This is a genomic window from Streptomyces exfoliatus (assembly GCF_000725545.1).
GTDB lineage: Bacteria > Actinomycetota > Actinomycetes > Streptomycetales > Streptomycetaceae > Streptomyces > Streptomyces exfoliatus.
The window spans coordinates 91,246-112,076 of the sequence record NZ_JNZP01000011.1; the positions used below are offsets into that span (position 1 = coordinate 91,246).

Consider the following 20,831-nt stretch of genomic DNA (forward strand, 5'->3'; position numbering starts at 1 on the left):
GCGGCGTTCTTGACTTGGACAAGGTCCATTGTAGGATCACATCCGGCAATAGCCAAGGGAGACACAGGCTCCGGTCGGGCGAGACACCCGGCCGGTGCCCGCCCAGGCCGAGCACCGTGATCCGCCCCGTCCGGAAGGATTTGCATGTCCGAGAACCACGACGCCATCGTCACCGACCCCGTGCCGGAGGAGGCGGGCGGCTGCCCGGTCGCGCACGGCCGTGCCGCGCACCCGACCCAGGGCGGTGGCAACCGCCAGTGGTGGCCGGAGCGGCTCAACCTGAAGATCCTCGCCAAGAACCCGGCGGTGGCGAACCCCCTCGGTGAGGACTTCGACTACGCCGAGGCCTTCGCCGCCCTCGACCTCGCGGCCGTGAAGCGGGACATCGCCGAGGTGCTCACCACCTCGCAGGACTGGTGGCCCGCGGACTTCGGCCACTACGGCCCGCTCATGATCCGGATGGCCTGGCACAGCGCCGGCACCTACCGCATCAGCGACGGCCGCGGCGGCGCCGGCGCCGGCCAGCAGCGCTTCGCGCCGCTCAACAGCTGGCCGGACAACGGCAACCTGGACAAGGCCCGCCGGCTGCTGTGGCCGGTGAAGAAGAAGTACGGCCAGAACATCTCCTGGGCCGACCTCATGATCCTCACCGGCAACGTGGCCCTGGAGACGATGGGCTTCGAGACCTTCGGCTTCGCCGGCGGCCGCGCCGACGTGTGGGAGCCCGACGAGGACGTCTACTGGGGCCCCGAGACCACCTGGCTCGGCGACGAACGCTACACCGGTGACCGTGAGCTGGAGAGCCCGCTCGGCGCGGTGCAGATGGGCCTCATCTACGTCAACCCCGAGGGCCCCAACGGCAACCCGGACCCGGTCGCCGCGGCCCGCGACATCCGCGAGACGTTCCGCCGCATGGCGATGAACGACGAGGAGACCGTCGCCCTCATCGCCGGTGGCCACACCTTCGGCAAGGCGCACGGCGCCGGCCCCGCGGAGAACGTCGGGGCCGACCCCGAGGCCGCGCCGCTCGAGGCGCAGGGCTTCGGCTGGGCGAACACGTACGGCACCGGCAAGGGCGCCGACGCGATCACCAGTGGTCTCGAGGTCACGTGGACCACCACGCCCGCGCAGTGGGGCCACGACTTCTTCAAGCACCTCTTCGAGTACGAGTACGAGCTGAGCAAGAGCCCGGCCGGTGCGCACCAGTGGGTCGCGAAGAACGCCGAGGCGATCATCCCCGACGCCCACGACCCGTCGAAGAAGCACCTCCCGACGATGCTCACCACCGACCTGTCGCTGCGCTTCGACCCGGCGTACGAGCAGATCTCGCGGCGCTTCTACGAGCACCCGGAGCAGTTCGCGGACGCCTTCGCCCGCGCCTGGTACAAGCTGACCCACCGTGACCTCGGTCCGGTCGTCCGCTACCTCGGCCCGGAGGTTCCCTCCGAGGTCCTGCTGTGGCAGGACCCGCTGCCGGCGCGCGAGGGCGAGCTGATCGACGCCGCGGACGTCGCCTCCCTCAAGGAGCGGATCCTCGCCTCCGACCTGACGGTCTCGCAGCTGGTCTCCGCGGCCTGGGCCGCGGCCTCCTCCTTCCGCGGCAGCGACAAGCGAGGCGGCGCCAACGGCGGCCGCATCCGCCTGGAGCCGCAGCGCAACTGGGAGGTCAACAACCCGGACGAGCTGGCGCAGGTGCTGCGCGTGCTGGAGGGCGTCAAGGCGTCCTTCGACTCCGCGGGCGCCAAGAAGGTCTCGATCGCCGACCTGGTCGTGCTCGCGGGTTCCGCGGCCGTCGAGAAGGCGGCCAAGGACGCCGGCTTCGACGTCGAGGTGCCGTTCACGCCGGGCCGTGTGGACGCCTCGCAGGAGCAGACGGACGTCGAGTCCTTCGCCGCCCTCGAACCGCAGGCGGACGGCTTCCGCAACTACCTCGGGAAGGGCAACCGGCTCCCGGCCGAGTACCTGCTCGTCGACCGCGCGAACCTGCTGACCCTGAGCGCGCCGGAGCTGACGGTCCTCGTCGGCGGTCTGCGCGTCCTGGGCGCGAACCACCAGCAGTCCTCGCACGGTGTCCTCACCACGTCCCCGGGCACCCTGACGAACGACTTCTTCGTCAACCTGCTCGACAGGGGCACGGTCTGGAAGGCGACGTCCGGGGACGCGACCCTCTTCGAGGGCCGCGACGCCGCCACGGGCGAGGTCCGGTGGACGGGCACCCGTGCCGACCTGGTCTTCGGATCGAACTCCGAGCTGCGCGCGGTGGCCGAGGTCTACGCGAGCGACGACGCGAAGGAGAAGTTCGTGAACGACTTCGTCTCCGCGTGGGCCCGTGTCATGGACCTGGACCGGTTCGACACCGTCTGATCTCCCGTCTGATCCCCTGTCTGACCCTTTGTGTTCCGGGCCCGGCCGACGTCATGTCGGCCGGGCCCGGCTCATGTGCGGCGGCGGGGATCCGGGGCCCGGGTGGGAATCGTCCGCTCCATAACCCGTGTCCCGTGTCAGGAACCGATCCCGGACGTTGGCACTCATGATCCATGGGTGCGGGGGCCGGACCTCACGGTGCGGTGTTCCCCCGCCCCACGGCGCACCTCCGCCGTGCGCCGTGCCGAACGATCCGGAAGAAGCCGAGGAACCACCGTGCCCCTGCCGTCCCACCGCCGTCTGACCGTGAGCGCCACCCTGATCGCCGCGCTCGCCGCGGGCGTCGTTCCCGCCACCAGCGCCGTCGCCGCCCCCGGCGCGCCCGTCGCCACCCCCGTCACCCCGGCCACCCCGGCGCCCTCCGTTCCCGCGCCCGACATGGACGGTGTGGTCGCGGCGCTGAACTCGGCCATGGCCAACGGGGCACCGGGCGCGATGGCCCGGTTCACCGGTCCCGACGGCGTCCGGAGCCGGACCGTCGGCGTACAGGACCGTGTCGCGGGGACGCCGATGGACATCCACTCGCGCTTCCGCATCGGAAGCGTCAGCAAGACGTTCTCCACGGTCGTGCTCCTGCAGCTGGTGCAGGAGGGCAAGCTGGCGCTGGACTCTCCGGTGAACACCTACCTGCCCGGTCTGCTCCCCGACGACCGCATCACGGTCCGTCATCTGCTGACGCACCGCAGCGGCCTGGCCGACTACACCAACGCGATGTTCGAGCACACCGTGCCGGGCTTCGAGGCCGTACGGAACCGGGTGTTCAGCTACCAGGAGCTCGTCGACCTCTCCCTGAGCGAGCCGCGCACCACCGAGCCGGGCGTGTCCTACAAGTACTCGAACGCCAACTTCGTGGTGGTCGGCATGCTCATCGAGAAGGCCACGGGCCGGCCCGTGTCCGAGGCGTACCAGAGCCGCATCTTCAAGCCGCTGAAGCTGCGCAAGACCTCGTACGTGCACCCCGACACCCGCATCAAGGGCACGCACGTGCGCGGCTACCTGCACCCCGACGAGGCCGGCGGCGCGCTCGTGGACTCCACGGAGCAGACCGTGTCCTGGGCACAGTCCGCCGGTGCCGTCATCTCCAGCCCCGCCGATCTGAACACCTTCACCACCGCCCTGATGCGCGGCCGGCTGCTGTCCCCGGCGATGATGGAGGCCATGACGACGGTCACGCCGACCGACGCCACCAACACCCGCTTCTACGGGCTCGGCCTGCGCCGTTACGACCTGTCGTGCGGTACGCGGGTGTACGGGCACACCGGCACCGTGCAGGGCTTCTACACGTACGCATTCTCGACCCGGGACGGCCGACGCAGCCTCTCCGCCCTGGCGAACACCTCGAACCACGGCGCCGCCAACACGGCGCTGGGTGGGACCCTCGAGGCGGCCTTCTGCGGGAAGAAGCCCGCCGCCTCGGCGTCCGCGCGGGCCGCGGCCCCGTCCACGGCCCGCGACCTCACGTCGCTGCCGGCGGAGCGGGACCTGCCCGAGCGGCACTGAGCACTCCCCTGACGGAACAGCCCCTGCGGCTCAGGCCTCGTACTCGGTGAGGTCGATGGCGTAGACGCGCAGGGGAACGTCGAACTCCGGGTGGTTCGTCTCGCGCTCCGCGGTCATGCCCAGCTTGCCGATCACGTTCTCGGAGGCCTGGTTGCTGATGTGGGTGATGGCGACGACCCGGTCGAGCCCGCGGTCCTGGAGGGCGAACTCCAGGACCGCGTGGGCGGCCTCGGAGGCGTATCCCTGGCCCCAGAAGGGCCTGCCGAGGCGCCAGCCGATCTCCACGTCGGGCATGACCTCGGGCAGGAACTCCGGCACGGACAGGCCGGCGAAGCCGATCAGCTCGCCCGAGGCGATGAGCTCGACGGCGAAGAGCCCGAAGCCCTCCTCGTCCCACTCCTCCTCGTAGCGCTCGATGTCCTCGGCGGTCTGCTCCAGATCCCGGACGGAGCCGTCCCCGATCCAGCGCATGACCTCGGGGTCGGCGTTGATCTCGGCCAGCGGGACGAGGTCGTCGTCGCTCCAGCGGCGGAGGATGAGACGGGGGGTGCGAATTTCGGTCATGCCCCCATCCTGACGCACGGAACGAGCCACCCGTGCCACCGGCCCCGAGGGGCCGGGTGACGGGTGACGTGGCCGGTCAGCCGCCCGCGGGGCCGGAAAGCGGGGCGTCCGCGAGGGCGTGGGCGAGCGCCGAGGCGAACCCGTCCGCGTTGTCCAGCATCAGGTTGTGTCCCGCGCGGGGGATCTCGACCACGGGGACGCCGAAGGCGGCCACCTTCTCCGCGTCGGCGTCCGGCAGGCTCCACTCCCCCACCAGGAACGTCCGGGGCATCGTGAGCGCGGCCAGGAGGTCGCCGGGCGCGGGGACGCTCCCCTCGACGAGGGCGACCGCGCTCCGGTGCACGGCCAGCGGGTCGGCGAGTCTGAGGCGGGCCGCGTAGTCGGCGCGGTCCACGGTGGCCAGCATCCGGGCGTACCCCTCCGCGACGAAAGCGGCTTCGTCCTGCGCGGCCACCGGGGAGCTGAACGTCCCTCCGCCCGCGTACAGGTTGGGCTCCGCCACGACGAGTCTCGCCACCAGGTCCGGGCGGTCCGCCGCCAGCCGGATCGTCACGGCGCCCCCCATCGAGTGCCCGACGAGGTCGACGCCCGCGAGACCGAGGTGGTCCAGGACCGCGGCCACCGCCGCGGCCTGGGACTCCATGCGGTAGTCGAAGCCCAACGGCCGGTCGCTCAGCCCGTAGCCGAGCAGATCCACGAGCAACGCCCGCCCGCCGGTGAGGGCGGGATGGCTCGCGATGTGGGCGAAGTCCGAGGCCGCGGTGCATCCGAGGCCGTGGACGAACACCCGGACGGGCCCGTCCCCCGGCAGGTCGATCCATCGGATGTACGCCTGCTGGTCCGTGAGGAACAACTCCCGCATGCCGTTTGCTCTCCCCTGTGTCGTCACCGTCGTACCGTTCGGCGCCACCCTACGAGTCGGCACTGACAACGCGCGGGAGAGCCTGCCGACGGGCGGGACGTCGACTAGCGTCTGCGGGAGGCGGCCGGCCGGCGCCGCCGCATACCCCGGAAAGGACCCTCATGCCCCTCCAAGGCGAGTACGAGCCCAGCCCGACAGCGTGGGTGCGCAAGCAGGTCGAGCTGTACGAGTCGTCCGGCGGGACGAAGGGCACGACCCTGCGCGGCCTGCCCGTCGTCCTGGTCACCAATGTCGGCGTGAAGAGCGGCAAGCTCCGCAAGACCCCGCTCATGCGGGTCGAGCACGAGGGCGCCTACGCACTCGTCGCGTCGAACGGCGGCGCGGTGGAGCACCCCGTCTGGTACCACAATCTCGTCGCCTCGCCGCTGGTGGAACTGCGCGACGGCACGCGCGCGTGGGACATGAAGTCCCGGCTGGTCACCGGTGAGGAGCGGCGGATCTGGTGGGAGCGGGCGGTCGAGGCCTTCCCCGACTACGCCGACTACCAGCTCCGGGCCGACCGGGAGATCCCCGTCTTCGTGGCCGAACGGATCGGCTGAGCGGGCCCGCCGGGAGCCGGGGGCCGGTCCGTACGCACCCCCGCCCGCGTCAGGCCCACTCCCACCAGGACCACCGCCATGCCCGCCACGACCCGTGGGGTCAGCGGCTCGTCGAGGACGACGGCGCCAAGGGTCACGGACACCACCGGCAGCAGGTATCCGACGGTGGCGGCCGCGGTCGGGCCCTCGTCAGCGATCATCCGGTAGTTCAGGTGGAAGGTGAGCCCGGTGGCGAAGATGCCGAGGACGACGACCGCGACCACGCCCGCCCAGGTCACCGCCGCGGGTCCTCCGGCCGCCAGGGCGGGTGTGCTCAGGCCGGTCGCCGTCAGGAGTTGCGCGGCGGAGAGCGCCAGCGGCGCGGTGCCCCGGCCGGTGAGCCGGCGGGCCATGTACGCGAAGGCCAGGGCGTAGCTCGCCGAGGCGCCGAGGAGCACGAGGGCGCCCCAGCTCATCAGTCCTGAGCCGTGGCTCCAGGGCGCGAAGATCAGCAGGACTCCGGCGAAGCCGAGCGCGAGGCCTGCCGACCGGGTGACGCGCAGGGGGCGTTCCGAGCCCAGGGCCAGGCCGATGAGGAGGGACCAGAGCGGGGTGGTGGCGTTGAGTACGCCCGCCACCCCGCTGTCGACGGTCTGCTCGCCGATCGAGAAGAGCAGGAACGGCAGCGCATTGCAGAGGAACGCGGCGACGACGAGGCGCCCCCACGTCGACCGGTCCCGCGGCAGCCGCTGTCCCGCCCCGTACGCGAGCGTGAGAAGCACCGCGGCGCCGAGCAGGCACCGTACGAAGGTGATCATGCCCGGGGTGAGGCCTTCGTTGAGGCAGATCTTGATCCAGAGGAAGCCGGAGCCCCAGAGCAGGGCGAGGACCCCCATGCGTGTCGCCGATCTCATGTCCTCACGGTCCCCCGGGCCCATCCGACAGGACAAGCGATGATTCATGGAGCCGGCGTTAAGCTCTGCTACATGCTGGATGTGAGACGCATGCAGGTGCTCCGGGCCGTCGTCACCAGTGGCTCCGTCACCGCCGCCGCCGCGAACCTCGGGTACACACCCTCCGCCGTCAGTCAGCAGATCGGCGTCCTGGAGAAGGAGGCCGGCATCGCGCTGCTCGAACGGTTCGGGCGGGGCGTGCGGCCGACCGCCGCCGGGCGGCTGCTCACGGAGCACGCCGCCGTCATCGGCCGGCAGGTCGCCGAGGCCGAGACCGCCCTCGCCGATCTGCGGGCGGGCCGCACCGGGCAGATCTCGGTCCGCTACTTCGCCACCGCGGGCGCCGATCTCGTGGCTCCCGCCCTGGCGCGTTTCCGCGCCGAACACCCGGGCGTCCGCGTCGATCTGAGGATCGCCGACGGCGCTCCCGACCCGGAGACCGACCTCACCCTGGTCGTACGGCCCCGGGGCGGCGGCCCGGCCGTACCGGGCGAGGGGCTCAGGCTGGTCCATCTGCTCGACGATCCCTACCGCGCCGTGCTGCCCAAGGGCCATCCGCTCGCCGACCGCCGCACCACCGTCGAGCTGGCCGAACTCGCCGCCGAACCATGGGTCGGCAGCGAGCGTCCCGGCCCGTGCCTGGACGCGGTGACGGATGCCTGCGCGGCCGCGGGGTTCACCCCGGACATCGCGGTGGAGTGCGAGGAGTACGCCACCGCGCAGGGCTTCGTCGCGGCCGGTCTCGGCGTCAGTCTCATCCCGCTGACGGGCCTGGGCAGCCGCCACCCGAACGTGGTCGTCCGTAAGGTCCGCGGTCCGGAGCCGGTGCGTTCGATCCATGCGGCGGTACGGGAGTCCTCGCTGGCCCTGCCGGCCGTGCGCGGTCTCCTGACGGCGCTCCAGGAAGCGTAGGAGCGACAGCGAAGGACGGACCTTTGCATCATTGGTCTCCGGTCAGACCAATTTTCTTCCCTGTGTCCCGTGGCCCTTGGGTGTTAATCCAGTAATTACCGCACGGCTGTATACCTTTAAGGTCGCCTCCCTCATCATGTCTCCGATGTGCCGCCCGGGCACACCGCGACAGGAGAGGCGGAGCATGATTCCCATCAGCCGCAGAGGATTCGTCGGCATCGGCGCGGGGCTCGTGGCCGGCGCGACGCTGCCGACCACCCATGCGTCCGCCGCCGCGAGGGCGGCCACCGGCACCCTCGCCGACGTCCGGCACGTGGTGATCCTCATGCAGGAGAACCGCAGTTTCGACCACTACTTCGGCACCCTGCGCGGTGTCCGGGGCTTCGGCGACCGCGCCGCGGGGAACCTGCCCGGCGGCTGGGGCATGTTCAACCAGCCGAACTGGGGCGGCCGTCAGTACCCCTGGAAGCTCAGCGACACCCCGCCCGCCGGCGGGGTGGACGGCGACACCCTCGCCCAGTGCACCGGCGACCTGCCGCACAGCTGGACGTCGCAGCACGCCGCCTGGAACAAGGGCCGGATGGACAACTGGGTCACGGGCGTGGGCAACACCCGGACGCTCGGCCACCTCGACCGCGAGGACATCCCCTTCCACCACGCGCTCGCCGACCACTACACGGTCTGCGACGCGTACTTCTGCTCGGCGCTCAGTGCCACCGGCCCGAACCGGACGTTCCTGTGGAGCGGCAAGATCGACGCCTCGAGCAAGGACGGCGGCGACGAATCGGGGCTGACCTGGGAGACGTACGCCGAGGCGCTCCAGCGGGCCGGGGTGAGCTGGAAGGTCTACCAGAACGCCCAGGACAACTACGGCGACAACGGCCTCGCGTACTTCAAGAGGTTCACCGACGCGCGCCCCGGCGACCCGCTGTACGACCGGGGCATGGGCTCGGTTCCCAAGGTGACCGGCTCGACGCCCGACGACATCGCCGCCGCGATCCGCGCCGACGTCGTGGCGGGCACGCTGCCGCAGGTGTCGTGGGTGGTGGCGAGCGAGGCGTTCTCCGAGCACCCGTACGCCCCGCCGGGGGACGGCGCGCACTTCGTCGACCTCGTCCACCGCGCACTGGCCGCCGACGCCGAGGTCTTCGACTCCACCGTGCTGTTCCTCAACTACGACGAGAACGACGGCTTCTTCGACCACGTCCCGCCGCCCGTCGCTCCTCCTGGAACCCCGGGCGAGTACCTCGACGGCGTACCGATCGGCCTGGGCTTCCGCGTCCCCATGGTCGTCATGTCCCCGTGGACCCGGGGCGGCTGGGTGAGCTCCGAGGTCTTCGACCACACCTCCGTGCTGCGCTTCATGGAGAGCTGGACGACGGCCCTCGGCACACCGGCCACGTGCCCGAACATCAGCGCCTGGCGGCGGAAGGTGACGGGTGATCTGACCGGGGTCTTCGACTTCGCCCACCCGGTGTACGGAGTCCCGGCCGGCCTTCCCTCCACGGCGAAGGTGATCGGCCAGTCCACCTGCGCCCCGCTGCCGAACCCCGCCCCGCAGAACAACGCCCTGCCCGCGCAGGAGCCCGGCACCCGGCCGGCGCGCGCCCTGCCGTACCAGGTCAACGGCAACCTGGACCGGTTCGAGTTCGGGGCCGCCGGCAAGATCCTGGCCTGGTTCTCGATGACGAACCAGGGGGCGGAGGCCAAGCGTGCGGCGCACTTCACGATCCACCCGCACCAGCACCGCGACACGGCGGCCTGGCAGTACACCGTCGACCCGGGCGGCACGGCCTCCGACTACTTCAACATCGGGCTCGGGTCGGGGGCCGGGAAGTACGACATATCGATGATGGGCCCCAACCGCTTCCTGCGGCGCTTCACCGGTGACGCCTCCAAGGCGGGCAAGGCCGTGGAGGTCGCGGCCCGGTTCGCGCCCGAGGCGGGGACCGGCCGCACGGCCCTGTGGTTCAGGATGAGCAACGCCTCGGCCGGCCCCGTGACCTTCACGATCCGCTCGAACGCCTATCGCGCGGACGGCCCGTGGACGTACACGGTGCCGGCGAACTCCACGCGCGAGGACTTCTTCAACGCGGTGGCCTACCAGCACGGCTGGTACGACTTCACGATCGTCGCGGACATCGACGGGACCTGGTCGCGCCGGTACACGGGCCACATCGAGACCGGGAGCGCGAGCGTCACCGGCTGAGCCCGGGGCCGGGGGCCGGGCGGCGGGCCTTCCGGCCGCCCGGCCCGTACGGGGTGCGGTCAGCGGCCGGCGTGCGCGGCGCGGTGGATCGTGGCGTCGAGGAGCGCCACGGCGTCGGCGGCCGTGCGGCCCGGGGCCCGGTTCCACGGCCCGATCAGGTCCTGCCAGCCCCGCGATCTGAGTTCGGCCATGATCCAGGCGGCCGACTCGTTCATCGTCGTCGCGCTGCCGTAGCCGAGACGGTGAGCGGCGAGGAGCGCGCCGCAGACGCATCGGGCCCCCCGGGCGTCGCGCAGCTTGTACGGGGCGTTCTGCCAGCCCCACTCCGTCAGGACGAGGCGCGCGTAGCCGAGGTGGACAGAGGGGCGCAGCTCGGACCGGCCGACCCGCCGCCAGGCGTACAGCAGGTCGGGCAGTACGGCTCCGAGCCGGCCCGGGAGGCGGCGCTCGGCGGGAGGGGGCGGCGGCAGCGCGTGGAGGGCGTCGGCGACGAGGCGGTCCACCGGAACGGTGAGCAGGTCGCGCCAGCTCTCCGTTCCCGGCGGGGGTTCGTCGGGGGGCGCCGGGAGGGGTTCCCGGGTGGTCCAGTCCGTGACGATCCGCTGCCAGGTCGCGCTCTCGTAGAGGGCGGCGGCCTCGCGGTCGAGGGTTTCGGGGTCGAGCAGGGAGACGGCAGGCGGCATCCGGGGGCTCCTCGGTCGGGTTTCTCCATCCTTCACAAGGAATGTCGGCTTTGCGACTTTTGCCCTTGAGTGCCCACTCGGACGACAGCGCCCTTATCGCCCACTTCCCCATAATCAGAATTACGGCGCATATTCGGACATTGAACGCCTGGTGATGCGACTCACTTTCCCCGAAAGGCAGCGGCGCCCCTGGGGCCCGCGGACCGTACCGGACAAGGAAGTTCGACCGGCAGGGGACGGGTCCGATCTTGAATTCCGTGAATTCCGTGATCCATTTATCTGGTCCCGACTTCCACTCCCCTTGTTCTCCGTCGCATTACTGGCCTACGGTCACCTCCATTCGAGCGGATCGCCGAATCCTGCCACCGCTCGTCACACCTCCCTTTTCACCCGACGGCAGGAGCGGGGGACCCACGAATACGCCGGTCCGGACCTCCGGAGCGGCTCGGGGTGAAGCCGCGTGCGCGCGGCCGGACACCTCCAGTCCGAACCCGACAGCTCACCCCGCAGGCGCCGGAGAGGAAACCCGTCATGCCCGCACACGGTAAGCACCGCCGCCCCCGACGCCACCCCGTCTCCCGGGGGCTCGCCCTGGTCGGTACGGGTGGGGCCGCTCTCGCCCTCCCCCTGATCGCCCCCGCCGCGGCCGGTGCCGCGCCCGTTTCCGGAGCCCCGGAAATCAGCCGGCCCGCCGTCGCTCCCGCCGCGGCTCTCGCCCCTGCGGCCGCGCCCAAGGCGCCCGCCGCAGCACGCACCTACACCGTCGTCAGCGGTGACTCGCTTTCCCTGATCGCCCAGAAGAAGGGAATTCAGGGCGGCTGGAAGGGCCTTTACAAGGCCAACAGGAGCGCGGTGGGTGACAACCCGTCACTTATTCACCCGGGTCTTGAACTGACACTCGTTCGGGATTCCGCGAAGGCGGCTCCCACCAAGGCGAAGGCCGCCCCCGCCACGACGAAGAAGGCCGGTACGGCCGAACGGGCGAGCCGCTCCGAGCACAGGGCTGCCGCCCCGGCCGCCGTGGCCGCTCCCGCCGCCGCTCCCGTCCAGGCGGCCCCGGCCGCCGCCACCCAGTACGCGAACAACCTCGACGGCTGGATCCGGGAGTCGCTGGACATCATGGCCCGGCACGGTATCCCCGGTTCCTACGACGGAATCCTCCGCAACGTCATGCGCGAGTCGTCCGGCAACCCGCTGGCCATCAACAACTGGGACTCCAACGCGGCCAAGGGCACCCCCTCGAAGGGTCTGCTCCAGGTGATCCAGCCGACCTTCGACGCCTACCACGTGCCGGGCACGTCTACGGACCTGTACGACCCGGTCGCCAACATCACCGCGGCCTGCAACTACGCGGCCGACCGCTACGGCTCCATCGACAACGTCAACGGCGCCTACTGATCCCGGAAGTGCCCGGTGAACCAGGAGGTGGCGAGCTCCGCCACCTCCTCGAGGGCACCCGGTTCCTCGAAGAGGTGGGTGGCGCCATCCACGACGGCCAGCCGGTTCTCGCAGCGCAGCAGGGAGCCGGCCCGCCGGTTGAGGTCCAGGACCAGGGCGTCCCTGCCTCCCACCACCAGGAGCGTGGGCGCGCGCACCCCGGCGAGACGGTCGCCCGCGAGGTCGGGCCGGCCACCGCGTGAGACGACGGCGGCCACGGGCGACCCGGGGTCGCCCGCCGCCCACAGCGCGGCGGCCGCCCCCGTGCTCGCGCCGAAGTAGCCGAGCGGGAGGCCGTCGCTCTCGGGCCGCCCGGCGAGCCAGTCCGTGGCTCCGGTGAGCCGCCCCGCGAGCAGCGGGGTGTCGAAGACGTGTGCCCGGTCGGCCGCCTCGGTCTCGGTGAGCAGGTCGAAGAGCAGGGTGCCGAGACCCGCCCGGTTGAGCTCCGTCGCGACCGCCCGGTTGCGGGGGCTGTGCCGGCTGCTGCCGCTGCCATGGGCGAACAGGACGATGCCGATGGCCCCCTCGGGCACCGCGAGCCGCCCGGCCAGGACGGCCCCGGTGGCGGGGATCCGCACGTCCGACTCGTGGACGACCGGGCCGTGGGCCGCGCGGTTGCGGTCCAGGCAGGCGACCACCTCGGCGTCGGGGGTCTGGGCGAAGTCCCGGTAGAACTGCCCGATCGCGTAGAACAGCTCCGGTGTGTGGACGCTCACGGTCTCGTCGGCCTCGCCGCCGAGCCGGTCGGTCCAGCCCTGCGGGGCGACGGGTACCGCGAGGACGATCCGGGCCGCGCCCTTGGCCCGTACCACCCGGCAGGCGGCCAGGGCGGTGGCGCCGGTGGCGAGACCGTCGTCGACGACGAGGACCGTCCGGCCTTCGAGGGGGATGGACGGTCTGCTGCCCCGGTAGCGCCCGGCCCGCTGGTCGAGCTCGGCATGCTCCCGCACCTCTGCGGCGGCGATGTCCCGCTCGTCCGCCCCGGTCCGGCGCAGCACGCGCTCGTTGAGCACCCGTACCCCGCCCTCGCCGAGGGCGCCCATGGCGAGTTCCGGCTGCCCCGGGGTCCCCAGCTTCCGTACGAGACAGATGTCGAGCGGGGCGCCGAGGGCGTCGGCGACCTCCGCCGCCACCGGCACGCCTCCACGCGGGAGACCGAGGACCACGACGTCCTGGTCCTTGAGGTGGCCGAGGCGGGCGGCGAGCTGCCGGCCCGCGTCGGTGCGATCGCTGAAGTACATGATCCGCCGCCCTTCCGCATGCGCGGCTCCGGGCACGGGGCGCGACCGTGTGCGCCCGCCTCCTTGCCCGTACCTCCAGGGTAGGCACATGCGGGCCGGGAGGTGGTCCCGTCAGGCGGCGAGGAAGGCCTCGATGGCCTCGGCGAGGGCCTGCGGGGTCTCCTCGGGCGCGTAGTGGCCGGCGTCCTTGATGACTTCCAGGCGTGCGTTGGGATACCAGCGCAGCCAGGTGGCCTCCATCGCGTCCGCGCCGAGCGCCGGGTCGTGGGCGCCGACGACCAGCAGGACCGGGGTGGGGTTGTCGCGGACGCGCTCGTGGAAGTCGGTGCGGGACCAGGAGTCCAGGTAGGCGCGGAAGGCGGTCGCGGAGGAGCGCCCGACCGAGCGCTCGACGAGGGCGCCGAGCCAGGCGTCGTCGTATCGGCCCCCGGTGGTGTTGTCGATGATCGCGCGCCGGTTCGCCGGTTCCTCGGCGGCTCCGGCGAAGAGTTCCCAGGTCTCGCCGTCGAGGGGGAAACCGGCCGCGGAGACGGGCGAGATGCCGATGATCGAGCGGACCCGGTCGGGGGCGTCGAGGAGCATCAGCTGGGCCGCCTTGCCGCCCATCGAGTGCCCGATGACGGAGAAGGAGTCCCAGCCGAGGTCGTCGGCGACCGCGAGGGCGTCGGCCGCGACCTCCTCCATCGTGTAGGCGCCCGTACGGTCGAGCGCCTCGCCGTAGCCGCGGCAGTCGACGAAGGCGTAGGAGCCGTCGGTGTCGTTCAGATGGGCGCGCAGCGGGGCGAAGCTGGTGCGGTCACCGAACCAGTTGTGCAGCACGAGGGCCCGCCGGGGGCCGCCGCCCTGTACGTCGTACGGAAGAACGCGGTCCGTCATCGTGCCCCCTGAGCGCGAGGTGGTGGTGGCGCCGCGTCCGCGACGCCGGTCGACGACCGAGTGTGACGGCGCGAGCGCGCCCGGTCAACACCGACGGGCCGGGGAGGGGGCGCTCGGGTCCGGGGATGCGGTGCCCTTCGTCCCGGGCGCATCCTTGCTGTGTGACCCCGCACGGCACGTCCGGACCCGGCCCGGTCGGCGGCACCGGACGTCTGTCCGGGAAGGGAACCGCCGACGGGCCCGGATCCAACACGCTGACCATGACGCTCGCGGAGGCGGCGCTTCGTACCGTCGAGGAGGTCGGCGGGTGCGCGGGCGGGGTGTATCTGCGCTCCGGCACGACGGGGCTGCTGCGGCTCGCGGTTCTGGTCGGGCTGCCGGGACCTTTGTTCCGCCCGTGGTGGCGGATGCATGAGAACAGGCCCTTCCCGGTGGCGGAGGCGCATCGCTCGGGCCAGCCGGTGTATCTCGCCGACGTCGAGGACGCGATGCGACAGTTCCCCCAACTGGTGGCGAGCCTGCCGTTCCCCTTCGGTTCGCTCTACGCGCCGGTCGTCGCGGGTCGTGAGCGCTTCGGGGTGCTGGTGGTGCTGCGGGCGCCGACGCCCGGGGTGGCGGTGAGCGGTCCTGACCGGAACCGGATGACACGGGAGGCACTGCGCCTGGGCGAGTCCCTGGCCGGCCTGTCGCGGCTGGGCACGGTGGTCGAGTGGCCCGGTGATCCGGTGTGCGTGCAGTTGTCCACGGCGGGCGCGCCGCCGGTCCGGTTCGGCACCCTCGACTGGGACCTGGACACCGGCACGGTGACGATGGACGCCGGGCTCCTGGAGATCCTCGGCGCGGAGGTGACCTCGCCGTGCTCGATCGAGACGCTGACGTCCCTCCTGGAACCTGAGGACGGGTACGCGCTGTGGGCGGCGGCCCGTCAGGCGACGGGTGCGGACGGGCGGCCGTCGGTGCGGAGGTTCCGGCTGAAGGGGCCGGACGGCGGACTGCACCTCCTGGAGGCCTCCACGCGCGCCCGTGTCCTCCCGCCGGGCCCGGACGGCGGGACCGGTCCGGCGGCGCCGGCTCCCGACTCGCCCGAAGGAGGCGGCGGGGCCGGTGGCATGCGGCTCTTGTGCACCCTCGTCGACCTCGGTACCGGACTGATCGGTTCCGACGCCACGGACCGACTGCCGCGGGCCATCCTGGCGATCGACCGCCTGGGACGCGTCACCTACGTCAACGAGCGCACCGAACGGCTGCTCGGCAGGCCCCGCGGGGCCCTGGCGGGGCGGCCGTTGTGGGAGGCGCTCCCCTGGTTCGGCCTCCCCTACCACGAGGAGCAGCTGCGCGCCGCCCTCGTCTCCGGCCAGGCGGTCCGCTTCGTGGCCCGGCCGGAGCCCGGCCGGTGGCTGTCCGTCTCGCTGCATCCGGGGCGGGACGGGTTGACGATGGTCCTGGTCCCCGAGGAGGACCATGCTGAGCCCGCCCGGGGAACGGGCGGCGACACGGGAACGGACGGCGAGAAGGTCCCGGACGGGGAGAAGGGCCCGGCGGACTCGCTCTCCGTGCGCGGTGACCGGATGCCGTCGCCGTACCGGCCGGTCGCCCTGGCCATCGCGCTCTCCGAGGCGGTGACGGCGCGCCAGGTGTCGGCGGTGGTGACGGAGGAGCTGCTTCCGGCGTTCGGCGGGCGCCAGTTGGCCATCTACCTGCTCAGCGACCGGCGCCTGTACCTGGCCTGGGAGACGGGTTTCCCGCCGGGCTTCCTCGAACCCTTCGACGGTGTGGGTCTGGAGGCCCGGGTGCCGGGGGTGGAGACGCTGACGACGGGCAGGCCGCTGTTCTTCGAGTCCATGGAGCAGCTGGGCCAGGCCTATCCGGACCTTCCGCTGGACGCGCATTCGGGGGCACGGGCGTTCCTCCCGCTGATCGCCTCGGGCCGGCTGGTGGGCACCTGCATCCTGGGCTTCGACCGGCCGCGGGGATTCAGCGCGGAGGATCGGACCGTGCTCACCGCGCTCGCGGGTCTCATCGCGCAGGCCTTGGAGCGGGCGCGGCGGTACGACTCGGAGTCGGCGGTCGCCCGGGGGCTGCAGGACGCGCTGCTCCCGCACCGGTTGCCGGTGCGGGAGGGGGTGGACACGGTGGGCCGCTATCTGCCGGGTACGGAGGGCATGGACGTGGGCGGCGACTGGTACGACGTGATCGAGGCCGGGCAGGGGCGCCTCGCACTCGTGATCGGCGACGTGCAGGGGCACGGGGTGGCCGCCGCGGCCACGATGGGGCAGCTGCGCAGCGCGGTACGGGCGTTCGCGCTGGGCGGTCACCGGCCGCAGGACGTCATGCGGGGGACCAACCGGCTGCTCATCGACCTTGATCCGGGGCAGTTCGCGAGCTGTTGCTACGTACTCCTCGACCCGGACACCGGTGAGATGCGGGCGGTACGGGCCGGGCATCCGCAGCCGCTGCTGCGGCGGCCGGACGGGTCGACCGAGGTGCTGGAGCTGGCGGGCGGGGTGGTGCTCGGGGTCGACGACCGGGCCTCGTACCCGGTGACACGGCTGCGGCTCGCCGCGGGTGCGGTGCTCGCGCTCTTCACGGACGGGCTGGTGGAGCGTCCCGGCCGGGACATCGACGAGGGGATCGAGCGGCTGCGCAGGGCTCTCGCCGCGACCGGTTCGCTGCCGCTCACGGAGGCCGCCGACCGGCTGATCCGGGAGGCGCGGCAGGCCACGGCCCGCCCGGACGACATCGCGCTCCTACTCGCGTCACGCGTGCCGGAGCACGGCTAGGGCCTCTCGTTTGGATCATGCCGGGCTCGCGGGGTCCGGCACCGCACCTCGCCGCGTTGTCGTCGGTTCCCGTGGCTCCGCCATGGCGCCCTCCTCCGCCTTGCGAAGCACGGCACCAGACCCCGCTCCCTGATCCGGCCTGATCCAAACGAAAGACCCTAGGGCCTCTCGGCCCTGTCCGGCGGCTCAGGGCCGGACAGGCCCTGAGCGTCACCCGGTCGGGCCCGTGGCGCTGGTCGGCCGCCGTACGCGCGGGGAGGCTGGGGGTGCCGTGCCGATCAGGCCGGTCCATGTCAGGGCGGTAGCCCGAGGAGGACACGTGCAGCAGGACAAGCAGCCCGAGTACGGCCCGGTGGTCTTCCGCGACCGCACGGCCGGTTACGCCTTTCTGACCCGGTCCACCGCGACCAGCGACCGGACCATCGAGTGGGACGACGGCGAGACGTACCCGGTGATCGACGTCGAGATCTCCTCGGAGAGCCACCCGTTCTACACGGGCAAGGCCCGGACGGTGGACACCGAGGGAAGGATCGCCAAGTTCGAGCGGCGTTTCGGCGAGACCGGCTGAGCGTCCGGGTCCGGTCGCTCGCAGAAGGTCGCCGGTGAAACTGGCCAGAAGATGGCCAGTTCACCTTCCAGGATGAGGTCACGAAGACGGCGGAGCGCCCCCGCTCCGCCGAGGACTCCCTGGAGGGGAACTGCTGTGATCGTGGTGACCGGAGCGACCGGAAACGTCGGACGACCGCTGGTGGAGCTGCTGGCCTCGGCCGGTGAGACCGTGACGGCGGTGAGCCGCCGCCCGGCCGCGGGGCTGCCCGCGGGGGTGACGCACCGGCAGGGTGACCTGGCCGATGTGGCGGGCCTCAAGGGGCTCTTCGAGGGCGCGGAGGCGGTGTATCTGCTCGTCGCGGGCCTCGGGGACGAGCTGAGCCCGGACGAGATCGTGGCGGCGGCGGTGGCGGCCGGCGTGCGGCGGATCGTGTTCCAGTCCTCGCAGCTGGTGGGAACGCGGACCGATTCCGTGTCGCACGAGATCCTGCGCCGGTTCGAGACCGCGGTACGGGGATCGGGGCTCGACTGGACGGTCCTGCGGCCCGGCGGATTCGCCTCGAACGCCTTCCTCTGGGCCGAACAGGTGCGTTCCGCCCGTACGGTGGCCGCCCCGTTCGCCGATGTGGCGCTGCCGGTCGTGGACCCGCTGGACATCGCTGAGGTGGCGGCGCGGGCGCTGCGCGACCCGGCGCACACCGGGCGGACCTATGTGCTGACGGGGCCGGTGGCGGTGTCGCCGCGTGAGCAGGTGGCGGCCCTCGCGGGGGCGGTGGGCGATTCCGTCGGCTTCGTGGCGCAGAGCGCGGCAGAGGCCCGGTCGCGGCTGGTGCGGTTCCTGCCGGCGGACGCCGTGGACGGGATGCTGTCCGTGATGGGCGCGCCGCGTGCGGAGGAGCGGCGGGTGAGCCCGGATGTGGAGCGCGTTCTCGGCCGGGCGCCGCGCCCGTTCTCCGCGTGGGCGGAGCGCCACGCGCCCGCCTTCAGTTGAGAGGCGGTCACCTTCGGGTGAGGTCGGCGCGCCCGGGAACCGCCGACGGGGCGGGTCGCACGTCACGTGGACGGCGTTCCCCGCCCCGGCCGGGGTGGTCGAGTGAGGGCGCGGGGCGCCCTCCGCTCAGCTCGGGAAGGCGATCAGGCCTTCACGACGCCGGACTCGGAGACCTTGATGGTGGCGCTGGTGGCGCCGGAACGGGAGCCGAGGCCCTCGATCTGCTTGACCAGGTCCTGGCCCTCGACGACCTCGCCGAAGACGACGTGCTTGCCGTCGAGCCAGTCGGTGACGATCGTGGTGATGAAGAACTGCGAGCCGTTGCTGTTCGGGCCGGCGTTGGCCATCGAGAGCAGGAACGGGCGGTCGTGCTTCAGCTTGAAGTTCTCGTCGGCGAACTTCTCGCCGTAGATGCTCTTGCCGCCGGTGCCGTTGCCGCGGGTGAAGTCGCCACCCTGCAGCATGAACTGCGGGATGACGCGGTGGAACGGGGAGCCGGCGTAGCCGAAGCCGTGCTCACCGGTGCAGAGCTCACGGAAGTTCTGCGCCGTCTTCGGGACGACGTCGTCGAACAGCTTGAACGTGATCCGCCCGGCGGGCTCGTCGTTGATGGTGATGTCGAAGTAAACGTTGTCGCTCATGGGGACATCCTTTCATTAGTCGCACTCGATGCGCGCACGGGCCGCCTCCTCCCGTGTCACGGCATGCCGGTGCCCCGCCGCCCGTCGGGGGCGCGGGGCACTGGTCGTGGCGGGTCGGGACGGTGGGTCAGAGCAGTCCGCCGGCCGCCGGAGCCGCCGGGAGGGTGCCCTCGGCGCCCTGGACGGTGTCCTGGAGGACGGCCCCGACGCCCTGGTCCTCCTGGAGGAGGCCGGTGGCGCCGCCCAGCGGGCTCTCGGCGGCGCTCGCCTGCGGCGGCGGGGTGATGAGGGCGGTGACGACGCCTGCGGCGAGGGAGGCGATGGCGAGCATGCTGCGCTTCTTCATGCCCTGGTCAACTGCTGAGCGGCCCGGGGGTTACGGCCGGCCGGCGCCGGATCCAGACGAGGAGGGTCAGGGAGGCGACGGCGGCGAGGGCGCACCAGGTCGAGAGGAACTCGGTGCGCCACAGGAGCGCGCAGACGGCCGCTCCTGCCCCGGTGAGGAGGCCCAGGAGCCGGAGGAGCCGGTCGCGGGCGAGGAGCAGCGCGCCGACCGTGGCGAGGAGGTACAGGGCGAGGAGGAGGGGCGCGTACGGCAGGTCGACGGCGTAGCCGAGGGTGTGACCGCGGACCTCGGCCGAGACGGGGCGGACGGCGAGGTGGTACGCGAGGAAACCGGCGGTCGCGGTTCCGGCCGCGAGCGGGGCGAGCAGGCGCGGCCGGTCGGCGGGGCGGGCCGCGGTGAGGACGCCGGCCGGCACCCAGAGCGGCAGCAGGGGCAGGGCGATCACGGCCCAGGCGAGGGTGGCTGATCCGGTCCCGCCGTCGGCGCGCCAGACGGCGGCTTCGACGATCTGGTGGGCGCCGAGGAGCAGGGGCAGGGCGGCGAGCGGGGCATCCCCCGGGCGGCGTACGGAGGCGAGGGAGGCCACGCCGACGGCGGCGATCCCGAGGCCCGCCCAGAGGTCGGCCGTCGCACTCCAGCACATAACGCCCTTTTATCCCATACCAGGTGCAACCATATGGTTGTGGTGGATGTCTCTGCCAATGACACCACTGTCCCCGAAGCAGGAGAAATGGGGGACGTCATGCATCACCGTCACACCCTCGCGGCCTTCGCCGCGGGAATCCTCTTGACCGCCGGGATCGGCGCCACGATCCCGGCGGGCGCCGCGAACGCCCCGTCCCGCACCTCGTCGACCCAGGCCACGGCCCTGGTCGTCAACGCCCGCTGGGGCGGCCACGCCGCCTTCGACCGGCTGGTCATCGACGTACGGGGCGCCATGCCCCCGGTCACCGTGCATCAGGTCGGCGCGCTGCACTACGACGGCTCGGGACAGAAGGTCCCGCTGGCGGGGAAGTACTTCCTGGAGATCCGGCTCTCCCCCGCGGCCGCCCACGACGACGCCGGCAGGTCCGTGTACCAGGGACCCCGGCTGCTGAAGATCCATCTGCCCGCGCTCAAGGAAGTCGCCTTGACCGGCGACTTCGAGGGGGTGGTCACCATCGGAGCCGCCTTCGACACCAAGCCCGCCTACAAGACCTTCCGGCTGCACTCCCCGGAGCGCTTCGTGATCGACATCGCCCACCCGGTGGGCTGCCGGGCCTGACGTCCCCGGCCGGGGCGGGGT

19 protein-coding genes and 1 riboswitch are annotated in these 20,831 nt (G+C 72.3%); of the genes, 10 read left to right on the top strand and 9 right to left on the bottom strand.

Annotated features, from left to right (window positions below):
* Positions 1-144 precede the first annotated feature (144 nt).
* Positions 145-2,364, top strand: coding sequence for a catalase/peroxidase HPI (gene katG, locus IO20_RS0113605; RefSeq protein WP_030552359.1), 2,220 nt, complete (start codon positions 145-147; stop codon positions 2,362-2,364).
* Between the two features lie 276 nt (positions 2,365-2,640).
* Positions 2,641-3,924, top strand: coding sequence for a serine hydrolase domain-containing protein (locus IO20_RS0113610; protein WP_030552356.1), 1,284 nt, complete (start codon positions 2,641-2,643; stop codon positions 3,922-3,924).
* Between the two features lie 30 nt (positions 3,925-3,954).
* Here the strand turns inward: IO20_RS0113610 and IO20_RS0113615 are convergent, their stop codons facing one another.
* A complete protein-coding gene (locus IO20_RS0113615) occupies positions 3,955-4,488 on the bottom strand; it encodes a GNAT family N-acetyltransferase (RefSeq protein ID WP_030212337.1) in 534 nt (177 codons plus the stop codon).
* 76 nt (positions 4,489-4,564) lie between these two features.
* On the bottom strand, positions 4,565-5,350 hold the full coding sequence (locus tag IO20_RS0113620; protein ID WP_030552354.1) for an alpha/beta fold hydrolase: 786 nt from the start codon (positions 5,348-5,350) through the stop codon (positions 4,565-4,567).
* 161 nt (positions 5,351-5,511) lie between these two features.
* Here IO20_RS0113620 and IO20_RS0113625 point away from each other — a divergent pair, with 161 nt between their 5' ends.
* Complete coding sequence (locus IO20_RS0113625; protein ID WP_030552352.1) at positions 5,512-5,949, top strand: nitroreductase family deazaflavin-dependent oxidoreductase; 438 nt, start codon at positions 5,512-5,514, stop codon at positions 5,947-5,949.
* On the opposite strand, the gene IO20_RS0113630 is transcribed toward IO20_RS0113625, so the two are convergent.
* Positions 5,892-6,842 carry a DMT family transporter gene (locus tag IO20_RS0113630; protein ID WP_031127254.1) on the bottom strand — a complete coding sequence of 317 codons (951 nt, stop codon included), beginning with the start codon at positions 6,840-6,842 and terminating at the stop codon, positions 5,892-5,894. The genes IO20_RS0113625 and IO20_RS0113630 overlap by 58 nt on opposite strands.
* Before the next feature lie 72 nt (positions 6,843-6,914).
* On the opposite strand from IO20_RS0113630, the gene IO20_RS0113635 reads away from it, so the two are divergent.
* Both IO20_RS0113635 and IO20_RS0113640 read left to right on the top strand, forming a co-directional pair.
* Positions 6,915-7,793 (top strand): LysR family transcriptional regulator, encoded by an 879-nt coding sequence (locus IO20_RS0113635; protein WP_030552349.1) that lies wholly within the window; start codon positions 6,915-6,917, stop codon positions 7,791-7,793.
* Between the two features lie 184 nt (positions 7,794-7,977).
* Complete coding sequence (locus IO20_RS0113640) at positions 7,978-10,002, top strand: phosphocholine-specific phospholipase C (protein WP_030552348.1); 2,025 nt, start codon at positions 7,978-7,980, stop codon at positions 10,000-10,002.
* Positions 10,003-10,061: 59 nt separating this feature from the next.
* On the opposite strand, the gene IO20_RS0113645 is transcribed toward IO20_RS0113640, so the two are convergent.
* Entirely contained in the window at positions 10,062-10,685 is a 624-nt protein-coding gene (locus IO20_RS0113645; protein ID WP_030552346.1) for a DUF6197 family protein, read from the bottom strand.
* A gap of 340 nt (positions 10,686-11,025) precedes the next feature.
* Positions 11,026-11,211: riboswitch (cyclic di-AMP (ydaO/yuaA leader) on the top strand.
* 5 nt (positions 11,212-11,216) lie between these two features.
* Here IO20_RS0113645 and IO20_RS0113650 point away from each other — a divergent pair.
* Positions 11,217-12,083 carry a LysM peptidoglycan-binding domain-containing protein gene (locus IO20_RS0113650; protein WP_030552344.1) on the top strand — a complete coding sequence of 289 codons (867 nt, stop codon included), beginning with the start codon at positions 11,217-11,219 and terminating at the stop codon, positions 12,081-12,083.
* Here IO20_RS0113650 and IO20_RS0113655 read toward each other — a convergent pair.
* Entirely contained in the window at positions 12,077-13,363 is a 1,287-nt protein-coding gene (locus IO20_RS0113655) for a phosphoribosyltransferase family protein (protein WP_030552342.1), read from the bottom strand. The two genes, IO20_RS0113650 and IO20_RS0113655, sit on opposite strands and share 7 nt — an antisense overlap.
* Positions 13,364-13,474: 111 nt before the next feature.
* Positions 13,475-14,239 (bottom strand): alpha/beta fold hydrolase, encoded by a 765-nt coding sequence (locus IO20_RS0113660; RefSeq protein WP_030552340.1) that lies wholly within the window; start codon positions 14,237-14,239, stop codon positions 13,475-13,477.
* Positions 14,240-14,400: 161 nt separating this feature from the next.
* Between IO20_RS0113660 and IO20_RS0113665 the strand changes: the two genes are divergently transcribed.
* The 3 genes from IO20_RS0113665 (at position 14,401) to IO20_RS0113675 (ending at position 18,559) form a co-directional block, all read left to right on the top strand.
* Entirely contained in the window at positions 14,401-17,019 is a 2,619-nt protein-coding gene (locus IO20_RS0113665; RefSeq protein WP_030552338.1) for a SpoIIE family protein phosphatase, read from the top strand.
* Positions 17,020-17,338: 319 nt separating this feature from the next.
* Entirely contained in the window at positions 17,339-17,587 is a 249-nt protein-coding gene (locus tag IO20_RS0113670; RefSeq protein ID WP_030212369.1) for a type B 50S ribosomal protein L31, read from the top strand.
* Between the two features lie 135 nt (positions 17,588-17,722).
* Positions 17,723-18,559: an SDR family oxidoreductase gene (locus IO20_RS0113675; protein ID WP_030552336.1), complete on the top strand. Its 837-nt coding sequence runs from the start codon at positions 17,723-17,725 to the stop codon at positions 18,557-18,559.
* Positions 18,560-18,702: 143 nt separating this feature from the next.
* On the opposite strand, the gene IO20_RS0113680 is transcribed toward IO20_RS0113675, so the two are convergent.
* The 3 genes from IO20_RS0113680 to IO20_RS0113690 form a co-directional block, all read right to left on the bottom strand.
* Positions 18,703-19,200: a peptidylprolyl isomerase gene (locus tag IO20_RS0113680; protein WP_030552335.1), complete on the bottom strand. Its 498-nt coding sequence runs from the start codon at positions 19,198-19,200 to the stop codon at positions 18,703-18,705.
* 127 nt (positions 19,201-19,327) lie between these two features.
* Positions 19,328-19,546: a hypothetical protein gene (locus IO20_RS0113685; protein WP_245684939.1), complete on the bottom strand. Its 219-nt coding sequence runs from the start codon at positions 19,544-19,546 to the stop codon at positions 19,328-19,330.
* 7 nt (positions 19,547-19,553) lie between these two features.
* Positions 19,554-20,189: a DUF6629 family protein gene (locus tag IO20_RS0113690; protein ID WP_031127256.1), complete on the bottom strand. Its 636-nt coding sequence runs from the start codon at positions 20,187-20,189 to the stop codon at positions 19,554-19,556.
* Positions 20,190-20,288: 99 nt separating this feature from the next.
* On the opposite strand from IO20_RS0113690, the gene IO20_RS0113695 reads away from it, so the two are divergent.
* The gene (locus IO20_RS0113695; RefSeq protein ID WP_030552329.1) at positions 20,289-20,810 is read left to right on the top strand and encodes an AMIN-like domain-containing (lipo)protein; all 522 of its coding nucleotides are present in this window, start codon (positions 20,289-20,291) and stop codon (positions 20,808-20,810) included.
* The last annotated feature ends 21 nt before the right edge of the window (positions 20,811-20,831 follow it).